General features: G+C 71.2%; 24 protein-coding genes and 1 pseudogene. 13 read left to right on the forward strand and 12 right to left on the reverse strand.

Annotation, left to right across the window (positions count from 1 at the left end):
* Positions 1-3 precede the first annotated feature (3 nt).
* Positions 4-258, reverse strand: a complete 255-nt coding sequence (locus TR46_RS13915) for a hypothetical protein (protein WP_174505121.1) — start codon at positions 256-258, stop codon at positions 4-6.
* 70 nt (positions 259-328) lie between these two features.
* Here TR46_RS13915 and TR46_RS13920 point away from each other — a divergent pair, with 70 nt between their 5' ends.
* Positions 329-721 carry a hypothetical protein gene (locus TR46_RS13920; RefSeq protein ID WP_042399594.1) on the forward strand — a complete coding sequence of 131 codons (393 nt, stop codon included), beginning with the start codon at positions 329-331 and terminating at the stop codon, positions 719-721.
* The gene (locus tag TR46_RS41040) at positions 718-915 is read left to right on the forward strand and encodes a hypothetical protein (protein WP_152626460.1); all 198 of its coding nucleotides are present in this window, start codon (positions 718-720) and stop codon (positions 913-915) included. Before TR46_RS13920 ends, TR46_RS41040 begins: the two co-directional genes overlap by 4 nt.
* Positions 916-1,062: 147 nt before the next feature.
* Here the strand turns inward: TR46_RS41040 and TR46_RS13925 are convergent, their stop codons facing one another.
* Complete coding sequence (locus tag TR46_RS13925) at positions 1,063-2,322, reverse strand: D-alanyl-D-alanine carboxypeptidase family protein (RefSeq protein ID WP_063770590.1); 1,260 nt, start codon at positions 2,320-2,322, stop codon at positions 1,063-1,065.
* Positions 2,323-2,406: 84 nt separating this feature from the next.
* Here TR46_RS13925 and TR46_RS13930 point away from each other — a divergent pair, with 84 nt between their 5' ends.
* Positions 2,407-2,646, forward strand: a complete 240-nt coding sequence (locus TR46_RS13930; RefSeq protein WP_042399600.1) for an SCO4848 family membrane protein — start codon at positions 2,407-2,409, stop codon at positions 2,644-2,646.
* A gap of 55 nt (positions 2,647-2,701) precedes the next feature.
* Here the strand turns inward: TR46_RS13930 and TR46_RS13935 are convergent, their stop codons facing one another.
* The 6 genes from TR46_RS13935 to TR46_RS13960 form a co-directional block, all read right to left on the reverse strand.
* Positions 2,702-3,496, reverse strand: a complete 795-nt coding sequence (locus TR46_RS13935) for a succinate dehydrogenase iron-sulfur subunit (protein ID WP_042399603.1) — start codon at positions 3,494-3,496, stop codon at positions 2,702-2,704.
* On the reverse strand, positions 3,496-5,250 hold the full coding sequence (gene sdhA / locus TR46_RS13940) for a succinate dehydrogenase flavoprotein subunit (protein ID WP_042399606.1): 1,755 nt from the start codon (positions 5,248-5,250) through the stop codon (positions 3,496-3,498). The genes TR46_RS13935 and sdhA overlap by 1 nt, the downstream gene beginning before the upstream one ends.
* Positions 5,251-5,278: 28 nt before the next feature.
* Positions 5,279-5,755 carry a succinate dehydrogenase hydrophobic membrane anchor subunit gene (locus TR46_RS13945; protein ID WP_042399609.1) on the reverse strand — a complete coding sequence of 159 codons (477 nt, stop codon included), beginning with the start codon at positions 5,753-5,755 and terminating at the stop codon, positions 5,279-5,281.
* Positions 5,756-5,763: 8 nt separating this feature from the next.
* The gene (gene sdhC, locus TR46_RS13950) at positions 5,764-6,141 is read right to left on the reverse strand and encodes a succinate dehydrogenase, cytochrome b556 subunit (protein WP_042399611.1); all 378 of its coding nucleotides are present in this window, start codon (positions 6,139-6,141) and stop codon (positions 5,764-5,766) included.
* 312 nt (positions 6,142-6,453) lie between these two features.
* Positions 6,454-6,996 carry a 2-oxo-4-hydroxy-4-carboxy-5-ureidoimidazoline decarboxylase gene (locus tag TR46_RS13955; protein WP_042399869.1) on the reverse strand — a complete coding sequence of 181 codons (543 nt, stop codon included), beginning with the start codon at positions 6,994-6,996 and terminating at the stop codon, positions 6,454-6,456.
* Positions 6,997-7,324: 328 nt separating this feature from the next.
* Positions 7,325-8,110 carry an SDR family NAD(P)-dependent oxidoreductase gene (locus TR46_RS13960; protein ID WP_042399614.1) on the reverse strand — a complete coding sequence of 262 codons (786 nt, stop codon included), beginning with the start codon at positions 8,108-8,110 and terminating at the stop codon, positions 7,325-7,327.
* Between the two features lie 320 nt (positions 8,111-8,430).
* Between TR46_RS13960 and TR46_RS13965 the strand changes: the two genes are divergently transcribed.
* The 7 genes from TR46_RS13965 (at position 8,431) to TR46_RS13995 (ending at position 17,299) form a co-directional block, all read left to right on the forward strand.
* A complete protein-coding gene (locus TR46_RS13965) occupies positions 8,431-9,660 on the forward strand; it encodes an amidohydrolase (RefSeq protein WP_052432784.1) in 1,230 nt (409 codons plus the stop codon).
* Positions 9,661-9,848: 188 nt separating this feature from the next.
* Positions 9,849-10,967: a BMP family lipoprotein gene (locus TR46_RS13970; RefSeq protein WP_052432785.1), complete on the forward strand. Its 1,119-nt coding sequence runs from the start codon at positions 9,849-9,851 to the stop codon at positions 10,965-10,967.
* A 158-nt stretch (positions 10,968-11,125) separates the two neighbouring features.
* Positions 11,126-12,772, forward strand: coding sequence for an ABC transporter ATP-binding protein (locus TR46_RS13975; protein WP_042399622.1), 1,647 nt, complete (start codon positions 11,126-11,128; stop codon positions 12,770-12,772).
* Positions 12,769-14,157, forward strand: a complete 1,389-nt coding sequence (locus TR46_RS13980) for an ABC transporter permease (protein WP_084718466.1) — start codon at positions 12,769-12,771, stop codon at positions 14,155-14,157. The genes TR46_RS13975 and TR46_RS13980 overlap by 4 nt, the downstream gene beginning before the upstream one ends.
* Complete coding sequence (locus tag TR46_RS13985) at positions 14,154-15,455, forward strand: ABC transporter permease (protein ID WP_042399625.1); 1,302 nt, start codon at positions 14,154-14,156, stop codon at positions 15,453-15,455. Before TR46_RS13980 ends, TR46_RS13985 begins: the two co-directional genes overlap by 4 nt.
* Before the next feature lie 7 nt (positions 15,456-15,462).
* Complete coding sequence (locus tag TR46_RS13990) at positions 15,463-15,888, forward strand: cytidine deaminase (RefSeq protein ID WP_042399628.1); 426 nt, start codon at positions 15,463-15,465, stop codon at positions 15,886-15,888.
* Between the two features lie 124 nt (positions 15,889-16,012).
* Entirely contained in the window at positions 16,013-17,299 is a 1,287-nt protein-coding gene (locus tag TR46_RS13995) for a thymidine phosphorylase (RefSeq protein ID WP_174505122.1), read from the forward strand.
* Positions 17,300-17,435: 136 nt separating this feature from the next.
* Here TR46_RS13995 and TR46_RS14000 read toward each other — a convergent pair whose 3' ends face one another.
* Positions 17,436-18,737 (reverse strand): MFS transporter, encoded by a 1,302-nt coding sequence (locus TR46_RS14000; RefSeq protein ID WP_042399634.1) that lies wholly within the window; start codon positions 18,735-18,737, stop codon positions 17,436-17,438.
* A gap of 120 nt (positions 18,738-18,857) precedes the next feature.
* Between TR46_RS14000 and TR46_RS14005 the strand changes: the two genes are divergently transcribed.
* The 3 genes from TR46_RS14005 to TR46_RS14015 all read left to right on the forward strand — a co-directional run bounded on the left by TR46_RS14005 (position 18,858) and on the right by TR46_RS14015 (position 21,659).
* Positions 18,858-19,796: a LysR family transcriptional regulator gene (locus TR46_RS14005; protein WP_042399637.1), complete on the forward strand. Its 939-nt coding sequence runs from the start codon at positions 18,858-18,860 to the stop codon at positions 19,794-19,796.
* Positions 19,797-19,844: 48 nt separating this feature from the next.
* Positions 19,845-20,981 carry an adenosine deaminase gene (locus TR46_RS14010; protein ID WP_042399638.1) on the forward strand — a complete coding sequence of 379 codons (1,137 nt, stop codon included), beginning with the start codon at positions 19,845-19,847 and terminating at the stop codon, positions 20,979-20,981.
* Between the two features lie 225 nt (positions 20,982-21,206).
* Positions 21,207-21,659 (forward strand): hypothetical protein, encoded by a 453-nt coding sequence (locus TR46_RS14015; protein ID WP_042399641.1) that lies wholly within the window; start codon positions 21,207-21,209, stop codon positions 21,657-21,659.
* Between the two features lie 125 nt (positions 21,660-21,784).
* On the opposite strand, the gene TR46_RS14020 is transcribed toward TR46_RS14015, so the two are convergent.
* The 3 genes and pseudogenes from TR46_RS14020 to TR46_RS43080 form a co-directional block, all read right to left on the reverse strand.
* Positions 21,785-21,979: a PspC domain-containing protein gene (locus tag TR46_RS14020; RefSeq protein ID WP_201776404.1), complete on the reverse strand. Its 195-nt coding sequence runs from the start codon at positions 21,977-21,979 to the stop codon at positions 21,785-21,787.
* A gap of 209 nt (positions 21,980-22,188) precedes the next feature.
* Positions 22,189-22,773 (reverse strand): VanZ family protein, encoded by a 585-nt coding sequence (locus TR46_RS14025; RefSeq protein ID WP_052432786.1) that lies wholly within the window; start codon positions 22,771-22,773, stop codon positions 22,189-22,191.
* A 112-nt stretch (positions 22,774-22,885) separates the two neighbouring features.
* A pseudogene (locus TR46_RS43080) lies at positions 22,886-23,354 on the reverse strand (hypothetical protein); the annotation flags it as partial.

Below are 23,354 nucleotides of genomic sequence, written 5' to 3' on the forward strand. Positions count from 1 at the left end.
CGGTCACTCCTCCGGCCCGGCACCGGGCAGTCGGTACTCCGCAGCCCAGCGGGCCCATTCGGCCAGCGCCTGGTAGACCCTGACGCCGCCCTCGATGGTGATCCGCATCGACTGCACCCGCGGCGTGTGGCCGAACTCGCCGGCGTCCTTGCGCTGCGCGTAGGCCCGGTAGGCGGCGGCCTGGGCGGCCAGGGACCGGGCGCTGGGTACGGGTCCTGGGGCTGCCGAAGGCCTCTTGGGAAGCCACAACGTTTCCACAAAGAGGGTTCCTAGGCTCCCCGCAGAAGGGACGTCACCCGCCGCCCCGACCCTGTGGAGGAGACCTGCCATGCCCATCCGCCGCGCGACCCTCGCCTCGGCCCTCGCCGGGACCGCCCTCGTCGGAGCGCTGATCGGCGCCGGCACCCCGGCCTCGGCGGCCGCGCAGCCCCCCGCCCAGCGGGAGGCCAAGGCCGTCTGCACCCGCGCCCCCCAGGTCGACGCCCGGATCACCCGGGCGCTGGCCCGACTGCACGGACCCGCGAGTGAGCGGGGCTCCATCGCCCGCCTGCAGAAGCGGGTGGGTGTCGCCAAGGCGGCCGGCGACACGGCGATCGAGACCTACCTCAACAACCGGCTGACCGCCCGTCAGAACATGGTCGGCACCCTCACCACCCGGCAGAGCGATCTCAAGCAGGTGGAGACCTGGTGCACCGCCAACCACCTCGGCGGCGCGAAGTGACACGCCGTCACCTGGTCTGGCCCGCAGTGCTGATCGCGGTACTCGCGCTCGGCGCCTGCTCCCACACCCCGGCGCCGTCGGCCACGCCCTCCGGGGTGTCCAGCAGCACCGTCCAGCAGATGCAGCAGCAGGTCGACGCGGCCCAGAGCGCCGCGGCTGCCGCCGACTCCGACGCAGCGAGCGACCCGAACTAGGGTGCAACGGGCTGCATGGCTCATCGCGCAGTTCCCGCGCCCCTGAGGTGGGTGCAACTGACCCACCGTGGTTCAGTTGCAGCCCCCAGGGGCGCGGGGCACTGCGCCACCAGCCATGCAGCCCGCCGCAGCCGGAGACGGCGACACCTACACCCGCGGCAGCGCCTGCCGCCGCCGTTTGGCGGCATACCGTCGCCGCCGCATCAGCACCAGCCCGCCGCCCGCCGCCACGGCGACCGCCACCAGCCCTGCCCCGGACGCCCCGGCCCACCCCACCGCTCCGAGCCCGGACGAACCCGAGGCGCCGACCGACACCCGCGCGGCCCTGGACGGCGCCGACACCGAGTCTCCGGCGGTCCCGGCCTTCGGCGCCGTGGAGGGTACAGCCGCGGCACCGTCCAGGCTGCCGACCGGGGTGACCCTGCCGTCGGCTGCGAAGCCCCAGTCGAGCAGTTCCCTGGCCTCGGCGTAGACCGCGTTCAGCTCACGGTCCTGCGGATTCATCACCGTCGCCATGATGGTCCGGTCACCCCGCCGGGCCGCCACCACCAGCGTGTTCCCGGCGTTGGTGGTGTAGCCGTTCTTGACGCCGATCAGGCCGTCGTAGCGGGGGACACCGTCGATGCCCATCAGCATCCGGTCGGTGTTGTCGATCTCGAACGGCTTGCCCTTGGTGTTCGGCCCACCGGGGAACTCGGCCTTCCAGGTCCCGGCGTAGCGCGCGAAGTCCGCGTTCTTCAAGCCGTCCCGCGCGAACAGGCTGAGGTCGTACGCCGAGGACACCTGCCCCGGCATGTCGTAGCCGTCGGGCGAGACCACATGGGTGTCGTTCGCGCCCAGCCTGGCGGCCTGGGCCTGCATCTGCGCAACGGTCGCGGCCACCCCGCCGTTCATCGAGGCCAGTACGTGCACCGCGTCGTTGCCGGAGCGCAGGAAGACGCCGAGCCACAGGTCGGACACCTTGTACGTCTGCCCGGGCAGCACACCGACCAGGCTGCTGCCCTCGCCCATCCCGGCCAGGTCCGCGTCGGTGACCTTGTGGACGGCCCGGGTCGGGATCTTCGGCAGCACGGTGTCGGCGAACAGCGTCTTCAGCGTGCTCGCCGGCGGCAGCGCCCAGTGCGGGTTCTGCGCCGCCAGCACCTGGCCGGTCGCGGTGTCGGAGACGATCCAGGACAGCGCGCTCAGCTTGGCCGGCAGCGCGGGCGCCCCCGGGCCCGGCTGCACCTGTACCCCTGGCAGCCCCAACCGCTCACCGCCGACCGTGGACATCCGGGCCGGCGGTTTCGGTGCCGCGGTGGCGCTCGCCCTGGGCGAGGGCGTCGCCGCGGCGGGAACGGCGCCAACCAGCCCTACGGCGAGCGCGGTGGAGCACACGGCTGCTGCGGTACGGAGATCGAAGTGCACCGGTCGACCGTACCCAACCGATCCCTCCGTCCCAACCACCCCCCCGAAAAAAACACACCAATGCCAGGCCGGGATACTTGCCCCATGAGACTGAGCCGCCGCGCCTCCTGGTTCCTGACCGCCTTCGGCGTCTGGAGTCTTTGGATCTGGGCAACCTTCTTCAAGAACCTCTGGGCCGACGGCGAGGGCCTCGCCTTCACCGGCGGCGACCACTCCCGCCCCACCGCCTACTTCTGGATCCACGCCACCCTCGCCCTGGCCTCCCTGGTGCTCGGCCTGGTCGTCGGCTCAGTGGGCGTCAGATCCCTTCGCCACAAGTCCTGAGACGCGAAAAGGGGCGCGGGGAACTGTGGAACAGTTCCCCGCGCCCACGGAATCCCTAGAAGCGACGGGTGACCAGCGCCCGCTTCACTTCCTGGATCGCCTTGGTGACCTCGATGCCGCGAGGGCAGGCGTCGGTGCAGTTGAAGGTGGTGCGGCAGCGCCACACCCCGTCGCGGTCGTTGAGGATCTCCAGCCGCTGCTCCGCGCCCTCGTCGCGCGAGTCGAAGATGAAGCGGTGGGCGTTGACGATCGCGGCCGGGCCGAAGTACTGGCCGTCGTTCCAGAACACCGGGCAGGACGTGGTGCACGCGGCGCAGAGGATGCACTTGGTGGTGTCCTCGAAGCGCTGCACGTCCTCCTCGGACTGGATCCGCTCGCGGGTCGGCTCGTTGCCGGTGGTGATCAGGAAGGGCATCACGTCGCGGTAGGCCTGGAAGAACGGGTCCATGTCCACGACCAGGTCCTTCAGGACCGTGAGGCCCTTGATGGGCTCGATCGTGATCGGCTTCTCCGGCGAGACGTCCTTGATCAGGGTCTTGCAGGCGAGCCGGTTCTTGCCGTTGATCCGCATGGCGTCCGAACCGCAGACGCCGTGGGCGCAGGAGCGACGGTACGTCAGGGTGCCGTCCTGCTCCCACTTGATGGTGTTGATCGCGTCCAGGACGCGGATCTTCGGGTCGACGGTCAGCTGGTAGTCCACCCACACCGCGTCCGGGTGCTCCTCCGGGTTGAACCGGCGGATCCGGACCGTGATGGTGATCAGCTCGACCTTGCCGGACTCGGCGGCGTCCAGACCGGCGGAGTGCGGGTTCCCGGCCTGCGGTGCGTCTTCGATCGTGGGGGTGCTCATCAGTACTTACGCTCCATCGGCTGGTAGCGGGTCACCACGACCGGCTTGTAGTCCAGGCGGATGCTGGTGTTCCCATCGGCGTCCACCTCGCGGTACGCCATGGTGTGCTGCATGAAGTTGACGTCGTCACGGGTCGGGTAGTCCTCGCGGAAGTGACCGCCGCGGGACTCCTTGCGGGCCAGTCCGGACACGGCGGTGACCTCGGCCAGGTCGAGCAGGTTGCCCAGCTCCACGGCCTCCAGCAGGTCGGTGTTGAACCGCTTGCCCTTGTCCATCACCGAGATGTGCTTGTAGCGCTCCTTCAGCGCGGCGATGTCCGCCACGGCCTGCTTCAGCGTCGCCTCGGTGCGGTACACCATCGAGTTGGTGTCCATGGACTGCTGCAGCTCGCTGCGGATGTCCGAGACGCGCTCGCTGCCGTTGCCGTTGCGGATCCGCTCCAGCTGCTCGACGACCTGGGACTCCGGGTTCTCCGGGAGCTCCACGTAGTCGGCGGTGGCGGCGTACTCGGCGGCGGCGATGCCGGCCCGGCGGCCGAAGACGTTGATGTCCAGCAGCGAGTTGGTGCCCAGCCGGTTGGCGCCGTGCACCGACACGCAGGCCACCTCGCCCGCGGCGTAGAGGCCGGGGACGACGGTGTCGTTGTCCATGAGCACCTCGCCCTGGACGTTGGTGGGGATGCCGCCCATGGCGTAGTGCGCGGTCGGCTGGATCGGGATCGGGTCCGTGTAGGGCTCGATGCCGAGGTAGGTCCGGGCGAACTCGGTGATGTCCGGGAGCTTGGCGTCCAGCTGCTCCGGCGGAAGGTGCGTCAGGTCCAGGTAGACGTGGTCGCCGTCCAGGCCGCAGCCGCGGCCCTCGCGGATCTCGGTGTAGATCGCCCGGGAGACGACGTCGCGCGAGGCCAGGTCCTTCATGACGGGCGCGTACTTCTCCATGAAGCGCTCGCCGTCCTTGTTGCGGAGGATGCCGCCCTCGCCGCGGGCGCCCTCGGTGAGCAGGATGCCCATCCGCCAGATGCCCGTCGGGTGGAACTGGAAGAACTCCATGTCCTCCAGCGGCAGACCGCGCCGGAACGCCGCGGCCTGGCCGTCGCCGGTCAGGGTGTGCGCGTTGGAGGTGACCTTGAAGAACTTGCCGTTGCCGCCCGAGGCGAAGATGACCGCCTTGGCCTGGAAGACGTGGATCTCACCGGTGGCCAGCTCGTAGGCGACCACGCCGGCGGTCCGCTTGACCCCGTCGACGTCGGCCATGAGCAGGTCCAGGACGTAGAACTCGTTGAAGAACTCCACGCCCTCCTTGACGCAGTTCTGGTACAGCGTCTGGAGGATCATGTGACCGGTGCGGTCGGCCGCGTAGCAGGAGCGGCGCACCGCCGCCTTGCCGTGGTCGCGGGTGTGGCCGCCGAAACGGCGCTGGTCGATCCGGCCCTCGGGCGTGCGGTTGAACGGCAGGCCCATCTTCTCCAGGTCGAGGACCGCGTCGATGGCCTCCTTCGCCAGGATCTCGGCGGCGTCCTGGTCGACCAGGTAGTCACCGCCCTTGACGGTGTCGAAGGTGTGCCACTCCCAGTTGTCCTCCTCGACGTTGGCCAGTGCGGCGGCCATGCCGCCCTGGGCCGCGCCGGTGTGGGACCGGGTGGGGTAGAGCTTGGTCAGCACGGCGGTGCGGCTGCGCTTGGTCGACTCGATGGCCGCGCGCATTCCGGCGCCGCCGGCGCCGACGATGACGGTGTCGTACTTGTGTACCTGCATGTCAGTCTGCTGCCTCGTCCGTCCGCGCTCAGCTGATGTTCGGGTCGAAGGTGAAGATCACCAGAGTGCCCAGCAGCACGGTGAACACCGTGGCGGTCACCAGCAGGACCTTCAACCAGAAACGGGTGGTGTCGCGCTCCGCGTAGTCGTTGATGACCGTGCGCATGCCGTTCGCGCCGTGGAGCATCGCCAGCCAGAGCATCAGCAGGTCCCAGCCCTGCCAGAACGGGGACGCCCAGCGGCCCGCGACGAAGGCGAAGCTGATCTTGGTGACACCGCCGTCCAGCACCAGCTGGATGATCAGGTGGCCCAGCACCAGGAAGACCAGCACCACGCCGGACAGGCGCATGAACAGCCAGGCCAGCATCTCGAAGTTGGTCCGCGACTTGCGGCCGGTCCTCTTGGTACGGGCACGCGGGGGCTCGATCAGAAAGGCCGAGGGGTCCGTCGGTGCGGCGTTGGTGAGCTCGACGCCGGAGACGGAGCCAGTGGTTTCAATAGCCATTACTCGCCTCACCCGAACCAGTTGCGGAGGGTTTCCTGCAGGATCGGGTAGAAGGCACCAGCCATCAGCACGACCCACACAGTCACTACGGTCCAGAGCATCTGCCGCTGGTACTTCGGGCCCTTGGCCCAGAAGTCCACCGCGATGACCCGCAGGCCGTTCAGCGCGTGGAACAGGATGGCGGCCGTCAGGCCGTACTCCATCAGGTTGACGGGCCAGGTCTTGTACGTCGCGATCGTGCTGTTGTAGGCCTCTGGCGAGACCCGGACAAGAGCGGTGTCGAGGACGTGGGCGAACAGGAAGAAGAAGATGAGGACGCCGGTGACTCGATGAGCCACCCACGACCACATGCCTTCCCGGCCGCGGTAAAGCGTTCCAGCCGGCACGGAACAACCCTCCGGAAGCGGGGCGGGGGCTCGGCCGGCATCAGTGTCGGTCGTCAGCCCGGCCGGGTATGGTCCACCGGCCCCGGCCATCGTAGCCACGGGAACAGGCAGACAGCCCGCCGGGGGTCCACCGGATGATCAAACAGCCCTGCCCGGCGCAACCACCGCCCGGCTTTGTGGCCTGCTCCGATGGCCGGCCCGCCGCGGATCGGTGCCGCGGCCTGCGACGGACCCGTGCCTGCGGGCTCCGGGCCAGGTCAGCCGGGACACGCCGACAGCGGTGGCCGTGTGGGGGAGATCACCCCCGCTGTCTCATGTTGCCGCCGAGGCGTGAGACGCCACCAGGTGCTCAAGCCGGTGCAGGGCGATCCTCCGCAGCTCCTCGGCCGCCGTGCTGCGCTCCTCGTCTGGGTCGTTGCCGAGCCTGGCCCGCAGGCTGACCAGGACCTGGTCCAGCATCTCCTCGGCCGGGCAGTCGTCCAGGCTCACCACGAACACATGGCCGAACCGCGCCTCGTAGGCGGCATGGGCCGCCTGCAGCGCGGTGTGCGCCGCCTGGCTGCCGGGGGCCCGCATCCCCAGCAGCGGCTGCGGCATGCTGCTCTCGTCGGCCAGAGCCTCCGTCAGGTCGGTGAACGAGAGGTCGTACGAGGCCTCGCTGGCGGCGGCCAGCAGCGAGGAGACGGTCGGATAGGGACGGTGCACGGCCAGCCGCAGCGCCCAGCGGCGGCTGCCGCAGCAGGCCAGCAGGGCCTCCTCGGCCGCGCCGAAGTCGGCCTCGTTGAATCGCCGCAGACCCGCGGGCAGCGCCGACGCCGGGGCCGCCAGGCCGGCGGCGGCCGTGGCGGGGGGCATGCTGTCCTGGTTCGGCTGCGCCGGGATGTCGCCGGTCAGCGGGTCCTCCTCGGTCGAACGGGGTGAGGGCGCTTGGAGACTGGTGCGGTTCGCCATGCCCCTCTTCTATGGGCACCGACGGTGGAGTGACAGGACCGGTTGCGTGGGGCTGGTGGGACCTCAGAGCCGTACGGGCCGGCAGAACCCTTGCGGGACAAGGCCTGTCCAAGTCTGCGGCATCGTTTTCCCCGAGATAAGGATTCACTCGAATCGGCTATTAAGTCGAGACCTTGTCCGCCGAATGATGGGACGGCTTCGTACGGGTGAACGGGCTCCTCCGCCCGGTCGGCTACGGCTTCCGGGCGATCCTGTGCTGGGCCGCCTGGGCGCGCGGACGGACCACCAGCAGGTCCACATTGACGTGCGGCGGGCGGGTCACCGTCCAGGCGATGGTGTCGGCGACGTCCTCGGCGGTCAGCGGCTCGTCCACACCGGCGTAGACCGAGGCGGCCTTCGCGGCGTCGCCGCCGAAGCGGGTGAGTGCGAACTCGTCGGTGCGGACCATGCCCGGGGCGATCTCGATCACCCGGACCGGTTCGCCGACCAGCTCAAGGCGGAGCGTTCCGGCGATGGCGTGGGCGCCGGCCTTGGCCGCGACATAGCCGCCGCCGCCCTCGTAGGGGGTGAAGGCGGCGGTGGAGGAGAGCACCAGCACCGTCCCCGCGCCGTCCGCGCCGTCGCCGCCCGCGGCCCGCAGGGCGGGAAGCAGCGCCTGGGTCATGTGCAGCACACCGAGGACGTTCACCTCGTACATCCGGCGCCAGTCCTCCGGGTCGCCGTCCGCGACGGACTCCGCCCCGAAGGCCCCGCCGGCGTTGTTGACCAGCACGTCGACCCGGTCCAGCGAGGCCGCGAAGGCGGCCACCGCGGTCCGGTCGGTGACATCGAGGACCTGGGCGGTGGCCGCCGCGCCGATCTCCTTCGCCACCTCCTCGATCCGCTCGGCCCGCCGGGCCACCAGGACCACCCGGAAGCCCTCGGCCGCGAGCCGCCGCGCGGTGGCGGCCCCGATCCCGCTGCTGGCGCCGGTCACCACGGCGACCTGCTCCCTCTGCTGACCCTGCTGACCTGCCATGTCGTCACTCCTCCGGTCTCGTGCCCGTGCCGGGATCATCGTAGGCGGCGAGGGTGACACTGCGGCCTGCCACGGCAGGGAACCCGGCCGGGTGACTCCGCGTCAGCCCCGGGTGATCCAGCTCACCCGGCGTCAGCCGTGACCTGGCGGGCAGGCGATCGTTTGGACGATTGTCCGGGCTCGGCGGGAGGGGAGCGAACCATATGTCATACCCAGCGGCAGCCGGTCCAAGCGCCGGGAAGGCGGGTTCTTCCCCGTTCAGCGGTATTGATTCCGGCGATCCCCTGCCTCAGCCGCCCCAGGGTCGTACGCTCAATGAGATGAGCCAGTCAGTCGACGGTGCGTCCGCCCCCGCAGAGACGTCCCTCCCTTCCTCCCCCTTTCGCGCCCGCGTGCAGGCCCTGCTGCCCGAGCTGGTCGAGATCCGCCGGGATCTCCACCGGAACCCGGAGCTGGGGCGGCAGGAGGTCCGCACCACCGAGCTGCTGAAGGCCCGGCTGGAGCAGGCCGGCCTGGAGCCGTGGGTGCTCCCCGGCGGCACCGGACTGATCTGCGACCTTGTGCCCCAGGACGCCGCGGACGCCCCGCTCCTGGCCTTCCGGGCCGATATCGACGCCCTGCCGATCGACGACGCCAAGCCGGACACCGTCCCCTACCGCTCCACCGTCCCCGGCCGCGCCCACGCCTGCGGCCACGATCTGCACACCTCGATCGTGCTGGGCCTCGGGCTGCTGCTCGCCGAGGAGCTGCGCGAGGGGCGGCTGGGCCGCCCGGTGCGGCTGATCTTCCAGCACGCCGAGGAGGTCATGCCCGGCGGCGCCCTGGACGTGATCGCGGCCGGCGGGATGGAGCGGGTCGAGCGGATCTTCGCGGTGCACTGCGACCCCAAGGTCGACGTCGGCCGGATCGGGCTCAAGGTCGGCGCGATCACCTCAGCCTGCGACCGGCTGGAGATCCACCTGGACGGCCCCGGCGGCCACACCGCCCGGCCGCATCTGACCACCGACCTGGTCGGCGCGGTGGCCGGCGCCGCCGTCGAGCTGCCGGGCCTGCTGGCCCGGCGGATGGACCCGCGCTGGGGCGTCAGCCTGGTGTGGGGCCGGATCGCCGCGGGGTCCGCGGCCAACGTCATCCCGCAGCGCGCCGAACTGGAGGGCACGGTCCGCTGCCTGGAGCTGCCGGGCTGGCGCGAGGCGCCGGGCGCCATCGAGGAGCTGGTCGGCCAGGTGGCCGAGACCTACCGGGCCAAGTGGGTGCTGGACTACCACCGCGGCGTCCCCCCGGTGGTGAACGAGGCGGTCTCGGTGGGGATGCTCAGCGACGCCATGGACCGCTGCTTCGGCCCCGGTCAGGTCGAGGGCACCGAGCAGAGCCTCGGCGGCGAGGACTTCTCCTGGTACCTGGAGCAGGCGCCGGGGGCGCTGGCCCGGCTGGGCGTCCGCGGCCCGGACGAGTCCGGCTCCCGCGACCTCCACCAGGGCACCTTTGATGCCGACGAGGGAGCCATCGGCGTGGCTCTGGAGCTGTTCACCTCCCTTGTGCTGGGATGATGCACAGGCGATGCTCCAACATCTGACGAATGGAGCGGTCGGGTAGCCCGCAAACGCACTCCGCAAGGGTGGATTGCGACGATCTGATAACGCCCAGGCATACGTGACACAATCGTGTTCTACGCGCGTTAACGTCGCATTCAATCCGCGCCGGACCGGTGCGCGGGCTCTTGTCGGGAGGAACTGTGATGAGGAAGCCCCTCGCGCTGGTGGCGGTAGCGGCAGCGGTCGCTCTGACTGCGACGGCCTGTGGATCGAAGCCTGTTGCGACGTCGGGTTCGGGCTCCAGCTCGTCCGCCGCGACCGGTTCGAGCTCGGCCGCCTCCGGCACCGCCTACAAGGCCTGCATGGTCACCGACACCGGCGGCCTGGACGACCACTCCTTCAACGCCGAGTCCTGGGCCGGCATGCAGGCCGCGGCCAAGGCCGACCCGAACATCAGCGTCCAGAACGCGACCTCGGCCACCGAGAACGACTACGCCAGCAACATCGCCGGCTTCGTCTCGGCCAGCTGCAAGATGATCGTCACCGTCGGCTTCGCGATGAACGACGCCACGGTCGCCTCGGCCAAGAAGAACACCACCCAGGACTACGCGATCGTCGACAACACGTCGACCGGCTCGCAGATCAAGGGCCTGGAGTTCAACACCGCGCAGGGCGCCTTCCTCGGCGGCTACTTCGCCGCGGCGATGACCAAGACCGGCAAGGTCGCGACCTTCGGCGGCGCCAACTACCCGACCGTGACCGTCTACATGGACGGCTTCTGGGAGGGCGTGCAGTACTACAACCAGAAGCACGGCACCAAGGTCCAGGTCCTCGGCTGGGACGAGACCAAGCCGAAGAGCGGCACCTTCGACCCGACCCAGAGCTTCACCGACCAGGCCGGCGGCAAGCAGATCGCCGCCACCTTCCAGGCCCAGGGCGCGGACATCATCTTCCCGGTCGCCGGCGGCACCGGCATCGGCGCGCTCGCCCAGGCCAAGGCCAGCGGCGGCAAGCTGAACGCCATCTGGGTCGACGACGACGGCGCGCTGTCCAACGCCTCCTACGCCTCGGTGATCATGACCTCGGTCACCAAGGGCATCGCCAGCGCGGTCACCGCGGCGGTCACCGACGCGGCCAAGGGCAACTTCTCCTCCACCCCGTACATCGGCACCCTGGCCAACGACGGAACCGGCCTGGCCCCGTACCACGACTTCCAGTCGAAGGTCCCGGCCACGCTGACCAGCGAGCTGGCCACGGTCAAGCAGGACATCGTCAGCGGCACCATCAAGATCACCTCGAAGAACCAGCCCACCGCCGGCTGACCGAGGAGTTCCCTGGAGCGGGCGCGCTGCACAGCGCGCCCGCCCCGTTCTCATTTCCCGTCCTACCTGTCCCCGTGGTCCGTCCGGACCGGGGCAGCTTTCGCCGATCGGCAATCTGATGCGCGGCGTGAGGGGCCATAAGAATAGTTGGAGCCTAGGTGCGTCTTGAATTGCGCGGAATCACCAAGCGATTCGGTTCGCTTGTCGCCAACGACCACATCGACCTGACGGTCGAACCCGGCGAGATCCACTGCCTGCTGGGGGAGAACGGCGCCGGCAAGTCAACGCTGATGAACGTCCTCTACGGGCTGTACCAGCCCGAGGAGGGCCAGATCCTGGTCGACGGCGAGGCCAGGACCTTCAACGGCCCCCGCGACGCCATCGCCAACGGCATCGGCATGGTGCACCAGCACTTCATGCTGGTCCCGGTGTTCAGCGTGGCCGAGAACGTCATCCTCGGCGACGAGGCGGAACTGGGCGCCCGACCCGGCCCGCTCGGCCTGCTGGACCGCCGCCGGGCCCGCAGGCACGTCCGCGAGGTCTCCGAGCGCTACGGCCTCCCGGTCGACCCCGACAAGCTGGTCGAGGACCTGCCGGTCGGCGTCCAGCAGCGGGTGGAGATCGTCAAGGCGCTGGTGCGCGACGCCCAGACGCTGATCCTGGACGAGCCCACCGCGGTGCTGACCCCGCAGGAGATCGAGGACCTCTTCGCGGTGATGAACTCGCTGCGCGAGGCCGGGAAGTCCATCGTCTTCATCACCCACAAGCTCAAAGAGGTCAAGGCGATCGCCGACCGGATCACCGTGATCCGCCGCGGCGCCGTGGTCGGCGAGGCGTCCCCCTCCTCCAGCGAGCAGGACCTGGCCTCGCTGATGGTCGGCCGCTCGGTGCGGCTGGTGGTCGACAAGCAGCCGAAGACCCCCGGCGCCGACGCCTTCAAGGTCGAGAACCTGACCATCCGGGACCAGCACGGCAACGCCGCCGTCGACGACGTCTCCTTCACCGTCCGCGAGGGCGAGATCCTCGGCATCGCCGGGGTGCAGGGCAACGGGCAGTCCGAGCTGGCCGAGGCGATCCTGGGGCTGGCCCCGGTCGAGTCCGGCTCGATCAGCCTGGACGGCAAGGAGCTGGTGGGGCTGACGCCGCGTCAGGCCCTGGACACCGGGATCGGCTTCATCCCCGAGGACCGCGGGCACGACGGGGTGGTCGGCGACTTCACCATCGCCGAGAACCTGGTGCTGGACCTCTACAAGTCGGCGCCGTTCGGCAAGGGCCTGTCCATCGACCTCGCCGAGATCGAGAAGAACGCCAGGCACCGGATCGAGGAGTTCGACATCCGGCCCACCGCCCCGGCCCACCCGGCGGGCAAGCTCTCCGGCGGCAACCAGCAGAAGGTGGTGGTGGCCCGCGAGCTGTCCCGGCCGCTGCGGCTGCTGGTCGCCTCGCAGCCCACCCGCGGTGTGGACGTCGGCGCGATGGAGTTCATCCACAAGCGCATCGTCGCCGAGCGGGACCAGGGCCGACCGGTGGTGGTGGTCTCCACCGAGCTGGACGAGGTGCTCGCGCTGGCCGACAAGGTCGCCGTGATGTACCGGGGCAAGATCGTCGCCACGGTCTCCCCCGAGACCTCGCGCGAGGAGATCGGCCTGCTTATGGCTGGCATCACCGGCGACGACTCCGCCACCACGGCGGGCGCGACGGGCGCCACCGCGAGCGGGGCCGCCGGCGCACCGTCCGGTGCCACCCCCTCCACCCCTGACGCCGACGACGACGCCACGACCAGTACGGAGGAGGCGACCTCATGACCACGCCCACCCCGGATCAGAACTCATCCGAAGAGACGCCGCCTCCGGCCGCAGGGACACCCGCGACACCCGAACCTGTCGAGCAGCCCGCCACGGCGCAGCCGACCGCCGACCCCGGGTCGGACCGCAGCCTCGGCACCGTCATCCGCAATGTCTTCACCGCCGAGAACAGCGCCATGGTCACCTTCCTGGCGATCGTGCTCTCGCTGGTCGTCGGCGCGGTGCTGATCGTCCTGTCCAACACCGCGACGATGGACAAGGCCGGCTACTTCTTCGCCAGCCCGGGCGACTTCCTCTCCTCGGCCTGGGGCGACATCTCCAGCGCCTACTCGTCGCTGTTCAAGGGCGCGATCTTCGACCCGGCGACGGTGTCCGGCACCCCGTCCCAGTTCTTCGGGCCGATCACCACCACCCTGGAGTACGCCACCCCGCTGATCTTCGGCGGCCTGGGCATCTCGGTCGCGTTCCGGGCCGGGATGTTCAACATCGGCGGCCAGGGCCAGACCATCATCGGCGCGATCTTCACCTCCTACGCGGCCTTCACCTTCACCTCGCTGCCCGGTGCGCTGCACCTGATCGTCACCGTGCTGGCGGGCCTCGTCGGCGGCATGCTGTTCGGCGGCATCGTCGGCTGGCTGAAGGCCATGCGCGGCGCCCATGAGGTGATCGTCACGATCATGCTCAACTACGTGGCGCTGCTGCTGCTCGGCGGCTGGCTGCTGAACACCGGCGCCTTCCACGACCCGACCCACGCCGGCCAGGCCATCTCCAAGCCGGCCGACCCGGACGCGGTGCTGCCGCACCTCTTCGGCAGCGGCCTGAACACCGACATCGGCCTGCTGCTCGCGCTGCTCGCGACCGTCGCCGTCGCCTGGTTCTTCCAGCGCTCCAAGCTCGGCTTCGAGGTGCGGGCCGTGGGCCTCACCCCGAGTGCCGCGCGGACCGCCGGTATCAACGTCCGCCGGGTGCAGATCGCCTCGATGCTGATCTCCGGCGCGCTGATGGGCATGATCGGCGTGACGCAGACCATCGGTCTGGCCAACCCCAACAACAACGCGATCGCCCCCAACATCGACGCGGGCCTGGGCTTCACCGCCATCACCGTGGCGCTGCTGGGCCGCACCAAGCCGTGGGGGGTGGTCTGGGCGGCACTGCTGTTCGGCGCACTCCAGGCCGGCGGCGCGCTGATGCAGACCCAGGCACAGGTCTCCATCGAGATCATCACCGTCGTCCAGGCCATGATCGTCATCTTTGTCGCAGCCCCCCGGCTGGTGAAGGAGATCTTCCGGCTCCGGGCCACGAAGATCGAGAAGGGCGCGGCGCCGACCGCGACCCCGCCGAGCCCCGATCCCTTCCACACCACCTCTGTCGGAGGCCAGGCATGACCACCGCTTCCACCCTGACCGGCAAGTCCACCGAGGACGCCCCGGTGGTCAGGACCGACCGGTCCAAGCTGATCGGCGGCATCGCCCAGGCCGTGATCGGCCTGTACGGCCTGTGGGCCTTCGGCCTCGGCTCGCGCACGTCCCACAACGCGCACACCCTGTTCAACCTCAAGCTCGACCCCGCCTCCAGCGGCCCGAGCCCGATCTCGGCGCCCGCCGAGCCGGTGGCCATCGCGCTGGCGTCGATCGCCATCGTCTGCGGTCTGGTCCGGGCCTTCGCCCCGATCTCCGCCAAGGTCCAGCGCTGGCTGGCGGTGGGCTACTTCGCCTCCTTCGTGCTGGCGTTCCTGGTCTGGGCGGCGGCCGGCTCCGGCATCGGGCTGAACGTTCCCTCGATCATCCAGCAGACGTCCATCGCGGCGGTCCCGCTGATCCTGGGCTCGCTCAGCGCGCTGCTCTGCGAGCGCTCCGGCGTGGTCAACATCGCGGTCGAGGGCCAGTTCCTGTTCGGCGCCTTCGCCGCGGTGATAACCGCCTCGATGACCCACTCGGTCTGGGCAGGCCTGGTCGCGGGCTGCCTGGGCGGCGCGCTGATGTGCGCGCTGCTCGCGGTCTTCGCCAACCGCTACCTGATCGAGCAAGTCGTCCTGGGTGTGGTGCTCAACCTGCTGGCGTCCGGCGTGACCGGCTTCCTCTACGACCGGCTGATGTCCACCGACGGAGCCACCTACAACAGCCCGCCGAGCTTCAACTCCATCGCCATCCCCGGCCTGTCGAAGATCCCGGTCATCGGTGAGGCGCTGTTCAACCAGAACATCCTGTTCTACGCGGCCTACCTGCTGGTCCCGCTGGTCTGGTTCCTGCTCTTCCGCACCCGCTGGGGCCTGCGCACCCGCGCGGTCGGCGAGCACCCGACGGCGGCGGACACGGTCGGCATCAAGGTGGTGGGGCTGCGCTACCGCAACGTCATCACCGCGGGCCTGCTCTCCGGCCTCGGCGGCGTCTGGCTGACCCTCGGTCTGGCCAGCCAGTTCGGCAAGGACATGAGCGACGGCAAGGGCTATATCGCCATCGCCGCGCTGATCGTCGGCCGCTGGTCGCCGATCGGCTCGCTGGGCGCGGCGGTGCTGTTCGGCTTCGCCACCGAGCTCAACCTGGCGCTGTCCTCGCTGGGCACGCCGATCCCCACCGCGTTCCTCTCGATGGCCCCGTACCTGGTCACCATCTTCGTCGTGGCGGCGCTCGGCGGCCTGGCCCGGCCGCCGGCGGCGTCCGGCAAGCCGTACCTGAAGGGCTGACACCGCGATGGGCACCGACACCGACACCGACACCGACACCGACGCTGGGAACGGCATCGACTGGGACAGGCTGCGCGCGGCCGCCAAGGAGGCGATGGGCCGCGCCTACGCCCCGTACTCCAAGTACCCGGTCGGGGCCGCGGCGCTGGTCGACGACGGACGGATCGTCAGCGGCTGCAATGTCGAGAACGCCTCGTACGGGCTCGGGCTCTGCGCCGAGTGCGGACTGGTCTCGGCGCTGCACGCCACCGGCGGCGGCCGTCTGGTCGCCTTCACCTGCTGCGACGGCGACGGCTCAGCGCTGATGCCGTGCGGCCGCTGCCGGCAACTGCTCTGGGAGCACGGCGGCGCGGGGCTGCTGGTGGAGTCGGTCTCCGGGATCCGCCCGCTGGCGGAACTGCTCCCCGAAGCGTTCGGCCCCGAGCGGCTCTGACCTCGCGGCAGGCCTCCCGCTGGCACACGCAACGCGCGTAGAGTGGCGCGGTACGGGCACCCCGTACCGCGCCACTGCTCTCTGTTCCTCTCCTCTTGTTGTTCTTTCGCTCCCTCCCTTGGAGATTCCCATGGATGCCATCTCCGTCATCCGCGCCAAGCGCGACCGCGCCGAGCTGACCGACAGCCAGATCGACTGGGTCATCGACGCCTACACCCGCGGCGAGGTCGCCGACGAGCAGATGTCGGCCCTCGCCATGGCGATCCTGCTCAACGGCATGAACCTGCGCGAGATCAGCCGCTGGACCGACGCGATGATCCGCTCCGGCGTGCGGATGGACTTCTCCTCGCTGCCGATGCCGACCTCGGACAAGCACTCCACCGGCGGTGTGGGCGACAAGATCACGCTGCCGCTGGCCCCGTTGGTCGCCGCCTGCGGCGCGTCCGTTCCGCAGCTGTCCGGACGCGGCCTCGGCCACACCGGCGGCACCCTGGACAAGCTGGAGTCCATCCCCGGCTGGCGCGCGCTGCTCTCCAACGACGAGATGATGCACGTCCTGCGCGAGGCCGGCGCGGTCATCTGCGCGGCGGGGGACGGGCTGGCCCCGGCCGACAAGAAACTCTACGCCCTGCGCGACGTGACCGGCACGGTCGAGGCGATCCCGCTGATCGCCTCCTCGATCATGTCGAAGAAGATCGCCGAGGGCACCGGCGCACTGGTGCTGGACGTCAAGGTCGGCACCGGCGCCTTCATGAAGAACCTGACGGACGCCCAGGAGCTCGCCCGCACCATGGTCGGCCTGGGCAAGGCGGCGGGCGTCAACACCGTCGCACTGCTGACCGGCATGTCCACCCCGCTGGGCCTGACGGCCGGGAACGCGCTGGAGGTCCGCGAGTCGGTGGAGGTGCTGGCCGGCGGCGGACCGGCGGACGTGGTCGAGCTGACCCTGGCCCTGGCCCGGGAGATGCTGGCGGCGGCGGGAGTCGCCGGTGGCAAGGACCCGGAGACGGCGCTCAAGGACGGCTCCGCGATGGACCACTGGCGCCGCATGATCACCGCCCAGGGCGGCGACGTGGACGCCCCGCTGCCGGTCGCCCGCGAGCAGCACGTCCTCACCGCCGGTGCCTCCGGCGTCCTCACCGAGCTCGACGCCTACGCCGTCGGCGTTGCCGCCTGGCGGCTGGGCGCGGGGCGCGCGCGGAAGGAGGACCCGGTGCAGGCGGGGGCGGGCGTGGAGATCCACGCGAAGCCCGGCGCCCAGGTGACGGCGGGTCAGCCGCTGCTCACCCTGCACACGGACACCCCTGAGCGCTTCGACTACGCGCTGGAGGCCCTGGCCACCGGCATCACCGTCGCCCCGGCCGGAACGGCGTTCGAGCCGTCCCCGATCGTTCTGGACCGCATCGCCTGACGCAGTAGGGCGGGTGCGGCGTGTGCATGGATGATGTTCGCGCAGTGCCCCGCGCCCCTGTCTGGTGCAACTGGGCCAGTTGCAGACCCCCAGGGGCTCGGGGCACTGCGCGACAAGCCAGGCACACGCCGCACCGTCAGGCCGGGTGGACGACGAGCCGCTTCCGTGAGGTCACGGTGCCGTAGAGGGTGACGCCGGCCGCCAGGGCCATCGCCGCGAGGGCCACCAGCACCGCTGCGGACCACCCGCCGCCGTGGTAGGCGTCGGCGCCGACGGTCCCTCCGAGGCTGTTGCCCAGGTAGTACGCGGCGAGGTAGAGCGCGGAGGCCTGGGCCCGCCCGTGGGTGGCCGTGCGGCCGACCGACGCGGAGGCCACACAGTGGCCGGTGAAGAAGCCCGCGGTGATCAGGACCAGGCCGAGCAGGGCCAGCGGGAGCGAGTTCGGCAGGGTCAGCAGCAGGCCCGCCGAGGTGGTGCCGATGGCGAGGTAGAGGGTGCCCCGGCGCCCGAGGCGGCCGGTGACCTTGGCCGAGACCGCGGAGGCGAAGGTGCCGACGATGTAGACCGCGAAGATGGAGCTGGCCAGCCCCTGCGACAGCCCGAACGGGGCCGCGACGAGGCGGTAGCCCATCACCGTGTAGACCGCGCCGAAGACCGTCATGAAGAGCAGTCCCAGTGCGAACAGCCATCCCAGCAGCGGGTTGCGCAGGTGCGAGGTGACGGTGCCGAGCAGCGCCGCCGGGTTGATCGGTCCGGGGCGGAAGTGCCGGGCCTTGGGGATGAGCACGCGGAAGGCCACCGCGCAGAGCAGCGAGAGGATCGCCACCGAGGCCAGCCCCCAGCGCCAGCCGTAGGAGCCCGCGACCATGCCGGAGATCAGCCGCCCGCTCATGCCGCCGATGCTGTTGCCGGCCACGTACAGGCCCATGGCCGAGGCCAGCGCGGTGGGGTGCACCTCCTCCGCCAGATAGGCCATCGCCGTCGCCGGGAGTCCGGCCAGGGCGATGCCCTGGAGGGCGCGCAGGGCGGTGAGGGTGCCGAGGTCGGGGGCGAAGGGCAGTACCAGGGCGATGGCGGCGGCCGTGAAGACGGAGGCCGTCATCACGGCGGTGCGCCCGTAGCGTTCGGACAGGGCGCTCACCGGGATCACCGCGAGGGCCAGGCCGATCGCGGCGGCGGAGACGGTGAGGCTGGCCTGACCCGGCGTCAGCTGCAGCGAGGCGGAGAGCGCCGGCAGCAGTGCCTGGGTGGAGTAGAGCAGCAGGAAGGTCGCGAGCCCGGCGCCGAAGAGGGCGAGCTGGGTGCGCCGCAGGCCCCGGCTGCCCGGGAGGTGGCGCAGGTCCGGCGCACCGGCACCGATCGTGGTGGCGGCGGGGGACGGCGAGATGAGGGCACCCGGCGACGATTGCTCGGATGCCCCGCTAGTGGCGGGCGGCATACCTGAGAATCTAGGCAGCGGGCGCTGATGCGTCCAATGCATGGAAGCCGGATGATTGATGCGGCAGGGTATGAGCGGAGGTCAGCGATGGGGCGGAAACACCTGCGTGACGCAGAAGACATGACCGTCGGCGGCGCTGCCGAGCTGGCGCCGGAGGCGGCGGCCGTGCTGCTCGCGCCGCTGCTGGCGCAGTTCGCCGCCGTCGCCCGGGTGGAGCACGTGACACGCGCCGCAGCCGAGTTGGCGATGCCGCAGCCGACCCTCAGCAGGGCGGTGGCCAGGGTCGAGCACGAACTGGGCGTCGCACTGCTGGCCCGTGAGGGGCGTACGGTGCGGCTGACCCGGGCCGGGCGGATCTTCCTGGCGGCGGTGGAGCGGGCCCTCGCCGAGGTCGAGCGCGGGGCCGAGGCGGCCAGGGCCGAGGCGGACCCGGTCGGCGGCCGGGTCGCCTTCGGCTTTCTGCACACCATGGGGTCGGAGGCGGTGCCGGCGCTGCTCCGCGGCTTCCGGGCGGACTTCCCGAAGGTGCGCTTCCAACTGGTGCAGGACTACACCGACTCGATGCTGCAGCGGCTGCGCGAGGGCGAGCTGGACCTGTGCGTCGTCTCGCCGCGTCCGGAAGGACCCGAGCTGACCTCGCGCCGGCTCGGCGAGCAGCGGCTGCGGCTGGTCGTCCCCGCCGACCACCGGCTCGCCTCGCGGCAGCGGGTGCGGCTCGGCGAGGTGGCCGAGGACGCCTTCGTCACCCTGGAGCCCGGGTACGGCCTGCGTCGGATCACCGACGCGCTGTGCGCGGAGGCGGGGTTCACGCCCCGGGTGTCGTTCGAGGGCGAGGAGGCCGAGACCCTGCGCGGGCTGGTCGCGGCCGGGCTGGGGGTCGCGGTGCTGCCGCCGGCCACGGCCCCCCGGCCCGATGTCGCGGAACTGCAGCTGTCCTCGCCCGGCGCACGCCGGGAGATCGCGCTGGCATGGGTCACCGGCCGCGCGCTCACCCCGCCGGCCGAGGCCTTTCGCACATACGTGCTTTCCGCGCGCGAGCGGCTGCCGCTGCACAGCTGAGACCTGAAATTCACCTCCATCTACGCGCGTAGGAGTTATCGTTGGGTGATGGAGAGCACCCTTCCCCCCAGCGTCCCCACCGCGGATGCCCCCGGCGTCCCCACCGCGGACCAGATCCGCCGCGTCCCCAAGGTCCTGCTGCACGACCACCTCGACGGCGGGCTGCGCCCCGAGACGATCGTCGAACTCGCGGCCGGGATCGGCTACGACGGCCTGCCGACCACCGACCCGGCCGCCCTCGGCGTCTGGTTCCGCGACGCCGCCGACTCCGGCTCCCTGGTCCGCTACCTGGAGACCTTCGCGCACACCTGTGCGGTCATGCAGACCCGCGAGGGCCTGATCCGCGTCGCCGCCGACTGCGCCGAGGACCTGGCCGCCGACGGCGTCGTCTACGCCGAGGTGCGCTACGCCCCCGAACAGCACCTTGAGCGCGGGTTGACCCTCGACGAGGTGGTCGAGGCCGTCAACGAGGGCTTCCGCCTCGGCGAGGCCCGCGCCGCCGCCGAAGGCCACCGGATCCGCATCGGCACCCTGCTCACCGCGATGCGGCACGCCGCCCGCTCCCGGGAGATCGCCGAGCTGGCCAACCGCTACCGCGACCTGGGCGTCGTCGGCTTCGACATCGCCGGCGCCGAGGCCGGCCACCCGCCGACCCGGCACCTGGACGCCTTCGACTACCTCAAGCGGGAGAACAACCACTTCACCATCCACGCCGGCGAGGCCTTCGGCCTGCCGTCCATCTGGGAGGCGCTGCAGTGCTGCGGCGCCGACCGGCTCGGCCACGGCGTGCGCATCATCGACGACATCTCCGTCGCCCAGGACGGCGTCGTCAAGCTCGGCCGGCTCGCCGAGTACGTCCGCGACCGCCGGGTGCCGCTGGAGATGTGCCCCACCTCCAACCTGCAGACCGGCGCCGCCGCCTCCTACGCGGAGCACCCGATCGGACTGCTGCGCCGACTGCACTTCCGGGTGACGGTCAACACCGACAACCGGCTGATGTCCGGCACCAGCCTGAGCCGCGAGTTCGAACACCTGGTGGAGGCCTTCGGCTACACCCTGGACGACCTCCGCTGGTTCACCATCAACGCGATGAAGTCGGCCTTCATCCCGTTCGACGAGCGGCTGGCGCTGATCAACGAGGTCATCAAGCCCGGCTACGAGAAAGTCGCCGCCGAGACCGTCTGATCGGCGTCCCCACCGGCGTCCGCAACGGCCTCCCATCGGCGTCCCGATCGGCGTCCCGACTGGCTCACTGACATCGGGTTAGGCCGATCGGGGGACGGGGATTTGGGCGTGTTGTCACCTCGTGGATACGTTTGGCGGCCAGTCGGACACGTGGCGTAACCGTCGATGCGATGCCGTTGACCCGGTTCGCCGCCGTCCCCACCCGAGGACACGAGGAATCAGCTCATGAAGAAGGCAATGCTCCAGGCCGCCGGAACCGCCGTGCTGGGTGCCGCGCTGGCGGCGGCTGCCGTGACCCCGGCTGCCGCGGACGGACTCGGCGGCGCGCTCGGCGCGGCCGACAACGTCCCGCTGCAGGGACTGGCTGCCGGACCGGTCTCGGACGGCCAGTCGGTGCTCTCCTCGCCGAACGGCAGCGTGCACGCGGTGACCGGCACGGCGCAGGGCCTGGTCAACAGCGCTGCGCCTTCGGTGCAGAACGCCACCCAGAACGCGACGCTGCCCAGCGTCCGCTCGGCCGCCCCGCAGACCCGTGACGGTCTGCCGGTCTCCACCTCGGCCCTGCCGGTGGCCGGCAGCCTGAACAGCCTGCCGGGCGTCGGCACGGCCACCGGCTCGGTGCAGTCGGGCCTCGGCCAGGCGACCTCCGCGCTGCCGGTGCACACCCCGCTGGGCTGACACGGCGCCGCGCGCCCCGCGCCGTACGCAGCGAAAGGGCCGGGCCCGCCACCGTCACGGTGGTCGGGCCCGGCCCTTCGCGTCGGTACGCTGCGCCGGCCTCACGCTTCGCGCGCGGCGGGCGGTCAGGCGGACTGGGGGAGCAGCAGCCAGAGCGCCAGGTAGACCAGGAACTGCGGCCCGGGCAGCAGGCAGGACAGCAGGAACAGCACCCGCACGGTCCACGGGGTGAGGCCGAACCGCTCGGCGATACCGGCGCAGACACCGGCGATGACGCGGTTGTGGCGGGGACGGGACAGGGTGGTGGCGATGGCGCTCATGGCAGATCTCCGTTGGCCGGTGCTCGGTTCCCCGCTGCGGGGCCCCGTCGTTCTCTGCTACCAGCCTCCTGCCCCGCAGCGCCGGATTCCTCAGCCGCCTCGACGATTCCGGCCCTGGCCCGGCCCCGCTCCGGGATGACCCCGGTCTCGGGGTGCTCTCCGGGTCCGACCCTGAGCCGGAGTCCCCGCCCGGTCGCGCCGACCGCGGGTCAGGGTGCCAGGTGGGCGATCTCGAAGGGGTTCAGCGACCCCCGGGGACCGCCGCCGTTCCCGCCGTTCCCGCCGCTCCCGTGGTTGCGGTGCCTGCGGCGCAGTGCGGCCCTTGCGGCCGGGACGACGGCGAGGTGGGTGAGCGCGACGCCGACGCCCGCCAGCAGCACATCGTCCACGTCCAGCAGATGGCTGGTCATGGTGGACATCAGTACTTCCAGCCCGGTCGCGACGAGGACCGCGGCGAACCCGGTGCGGATGAACGACGACAGCGTGGACGCGTACAGCCGCCCGCCAGCGAGCGGCAGCAGCACGCCCAGCGGAGCCAGCAGCAGCAGGCCCCGCAGCAGTTCCAGGTAGGCGTGCGCGGTGCCGGCGCTCAACTCGGAGCGGACGGTGGCGAACGGCGTCAGATTGCTGTCCGCCATCCAGGCCGCGGACACCGGCTGGAACGCGGACCACAGCACCAGCCCGAGGTGGACCGCGAGCAGCAGCAGGCCGAGACGCCGTGCGTTGCGGTGCACAGCGGAGGGGTCGCCGACGGCGCCCTCCGTCGGGGACCGCTTGTCGATACCGGTTCGCACGCCGGTGTCTCCTTGCTGCACGCCGGGGAGGACGCGCCTCTGGTCGGTCTCGGTTCCACTGTTCCCACGAACGGGTGCTGCCCGGGTCCGCCCGGCGGGGTACGGGGTCTGCTCAGCCGGAGGAGCCGCTGGGGTGCAGACAGGAGAGGGTGCCGTCGGACTCGGTGGCGGAGGCGGAGGGGGTCAGCCCGGCGCGGGCCGCCGCCTTGGCCGAGGCGGCGGCAGCGGCCCGCGCCGAGGACGCGGCCGCGGCGGCACTGTCCTGCTCCTCCTTGGTCATCGGCGGCCACAGCCTGGTCGGCGCGGCGGACGGGACCAGGCTGGCGTCGTTCTCCAGCGCGGTCAGCGCGGCGCTGGGTCCGGGCGGGCAGGCGGTTCGTGACGCCGGGTCGCCCGCGTCGACCGGGACGGCGGTGTCGCGGATCCCGCAGCCGCTGAGCGCGACCGCGAGCACCGCGGCGCACGCGGCCAGCGAGGCGGCCGCGGCGAAGCGGGCCCTCCGCCGGACCGGGCGCGCCGGACGGACCGGCGGGGCCGACGCGACCCTGCGGACGGGGGTGCTGTGCTGCCTCATGCGCTGT

This window comes from Streptacidiphilus carbonis, assembly GCF_000787775.1.
Classification (GTDB): Bacteria; Actinomycetota; Actinomycetes; order Streptomycetales; family Streptomycetaceae; genus Streptacidiphilus; species Streptacidiphilus carbonis.

Coding starts and splice junctions, on each gene's coding strand:
- TR46_RS13985 (WP_042399625.1), top strand. CDS start 14,154: ATGACCACCGCTTCCACCCTGACCGGCAAGTCCACCGAGGACGCCCCG.
- TR46_RS14005 (WP_042399637.1), top strand. CDS start 18,858: ATGACCGTCGGCGGCGCTGCCGAGCTGGCGCCGGAGGCGGCGGCCGTG.
- TR46_RS14010 (WP_042399638.1), top strand. CDS start 19,845: ATGGAGAGCACCCTTCCCCCCAGCGTCCCCACCGCGGATGCCCCCGGC.
- TR46_RS13965 (WP_052432784.1), top strand. CDS start 8,431: ATGAGCCAGTCAGTCGACGGTGCGTCCGCCCCCGCAGAGACGTCCCTC.
- TR46_RS13955 (WP_042399869.1), bottom strand. CDS start 6,996: ATGCCCCCCGCCACGGCCGCCGCCGGCCTGGCGGCCCCGGCGTCGGCG.
- TR46_RS14020 (WP_201776404.1), bottom strand. CDS start 21,979: ATGAGCGCCATCGCCACCACCCTGTCCCGTCCCCGCCACAACCGCGTC.
- TR46_RS14000 (WP_042399634.1), bottom strand. CDS start 18,737: ATGCCGCCCGCCACTAGCGGGGCATCCGAGCAATCGTCGCCGGGTGCC.
- TR46_RS13980 (WP_084718466.1), top strand. CDS start 12,769: ATGACCACGCCCACCCCGGATCAGAACTCATCCGAAGAGACGCCGCCT.
- TR46_RS13960 (WP_042399614.1), bottom strand. CDS start 8,110: ATGGCAGGTCAGCAGGGTCAGCAGAGGGAGCAGGTCGCCGTGGTGACC.
- TR46_RS13930 (WP_042399600.1), top strand. CDS start 2,407: ATGAGACTGAGCCGCCGCGCCTCCTGGTTCCTGACCGCCTTCGGCGTC.
- TR46_RS14015 (WP_042399641.1), top strand. CDS start 21,207: ATGAAGAAGGCAATGCTCCAGGCCGCCGGAACCGCCGTGCTGGGTGCC.
- TR46_RS13970 (WP_052432785.1), top strand. CDS start 9,849: ATGAGGAAGCCCCTCGCGCTGGTGGCGGTAGCGGCAGCGGTCGCTCTG.
- TR46_RS13945 (WP_042399609.1), bottom strand. CDS start 5,755: ATGGCTATTGAAACCACTGGCTCCGTCTCCGGCGTCGAGCTCACCAAC.
- TR46_RS13990 (WP_042399628.1), top strand. CDS start 15,463: ATGGGCACCGACACCGACACCGACACCGACACCGACGCTGGGAACGGC.
- TR46_RS13935 (WP_042399603.1), bottom strand. CDS start 3,496: ATGAGCACCCCCACGATCGAAGACGCACCGCAGGCCGGGAACCCGCAC.
- TR46_RS13920 (WP_042399594.1), top strand. CDS start 329: ATGCCCATCCGCCGCGCGACCCTCGCCTCGGCCCTCGCCGGGACCGCC.
- sdhA (WP_042399606.1), bottom strand. CDS start 5,250: ATGCAGGTACACAAGTACGACACCGTCATCGTCGGCGCCGGCGGCGCC.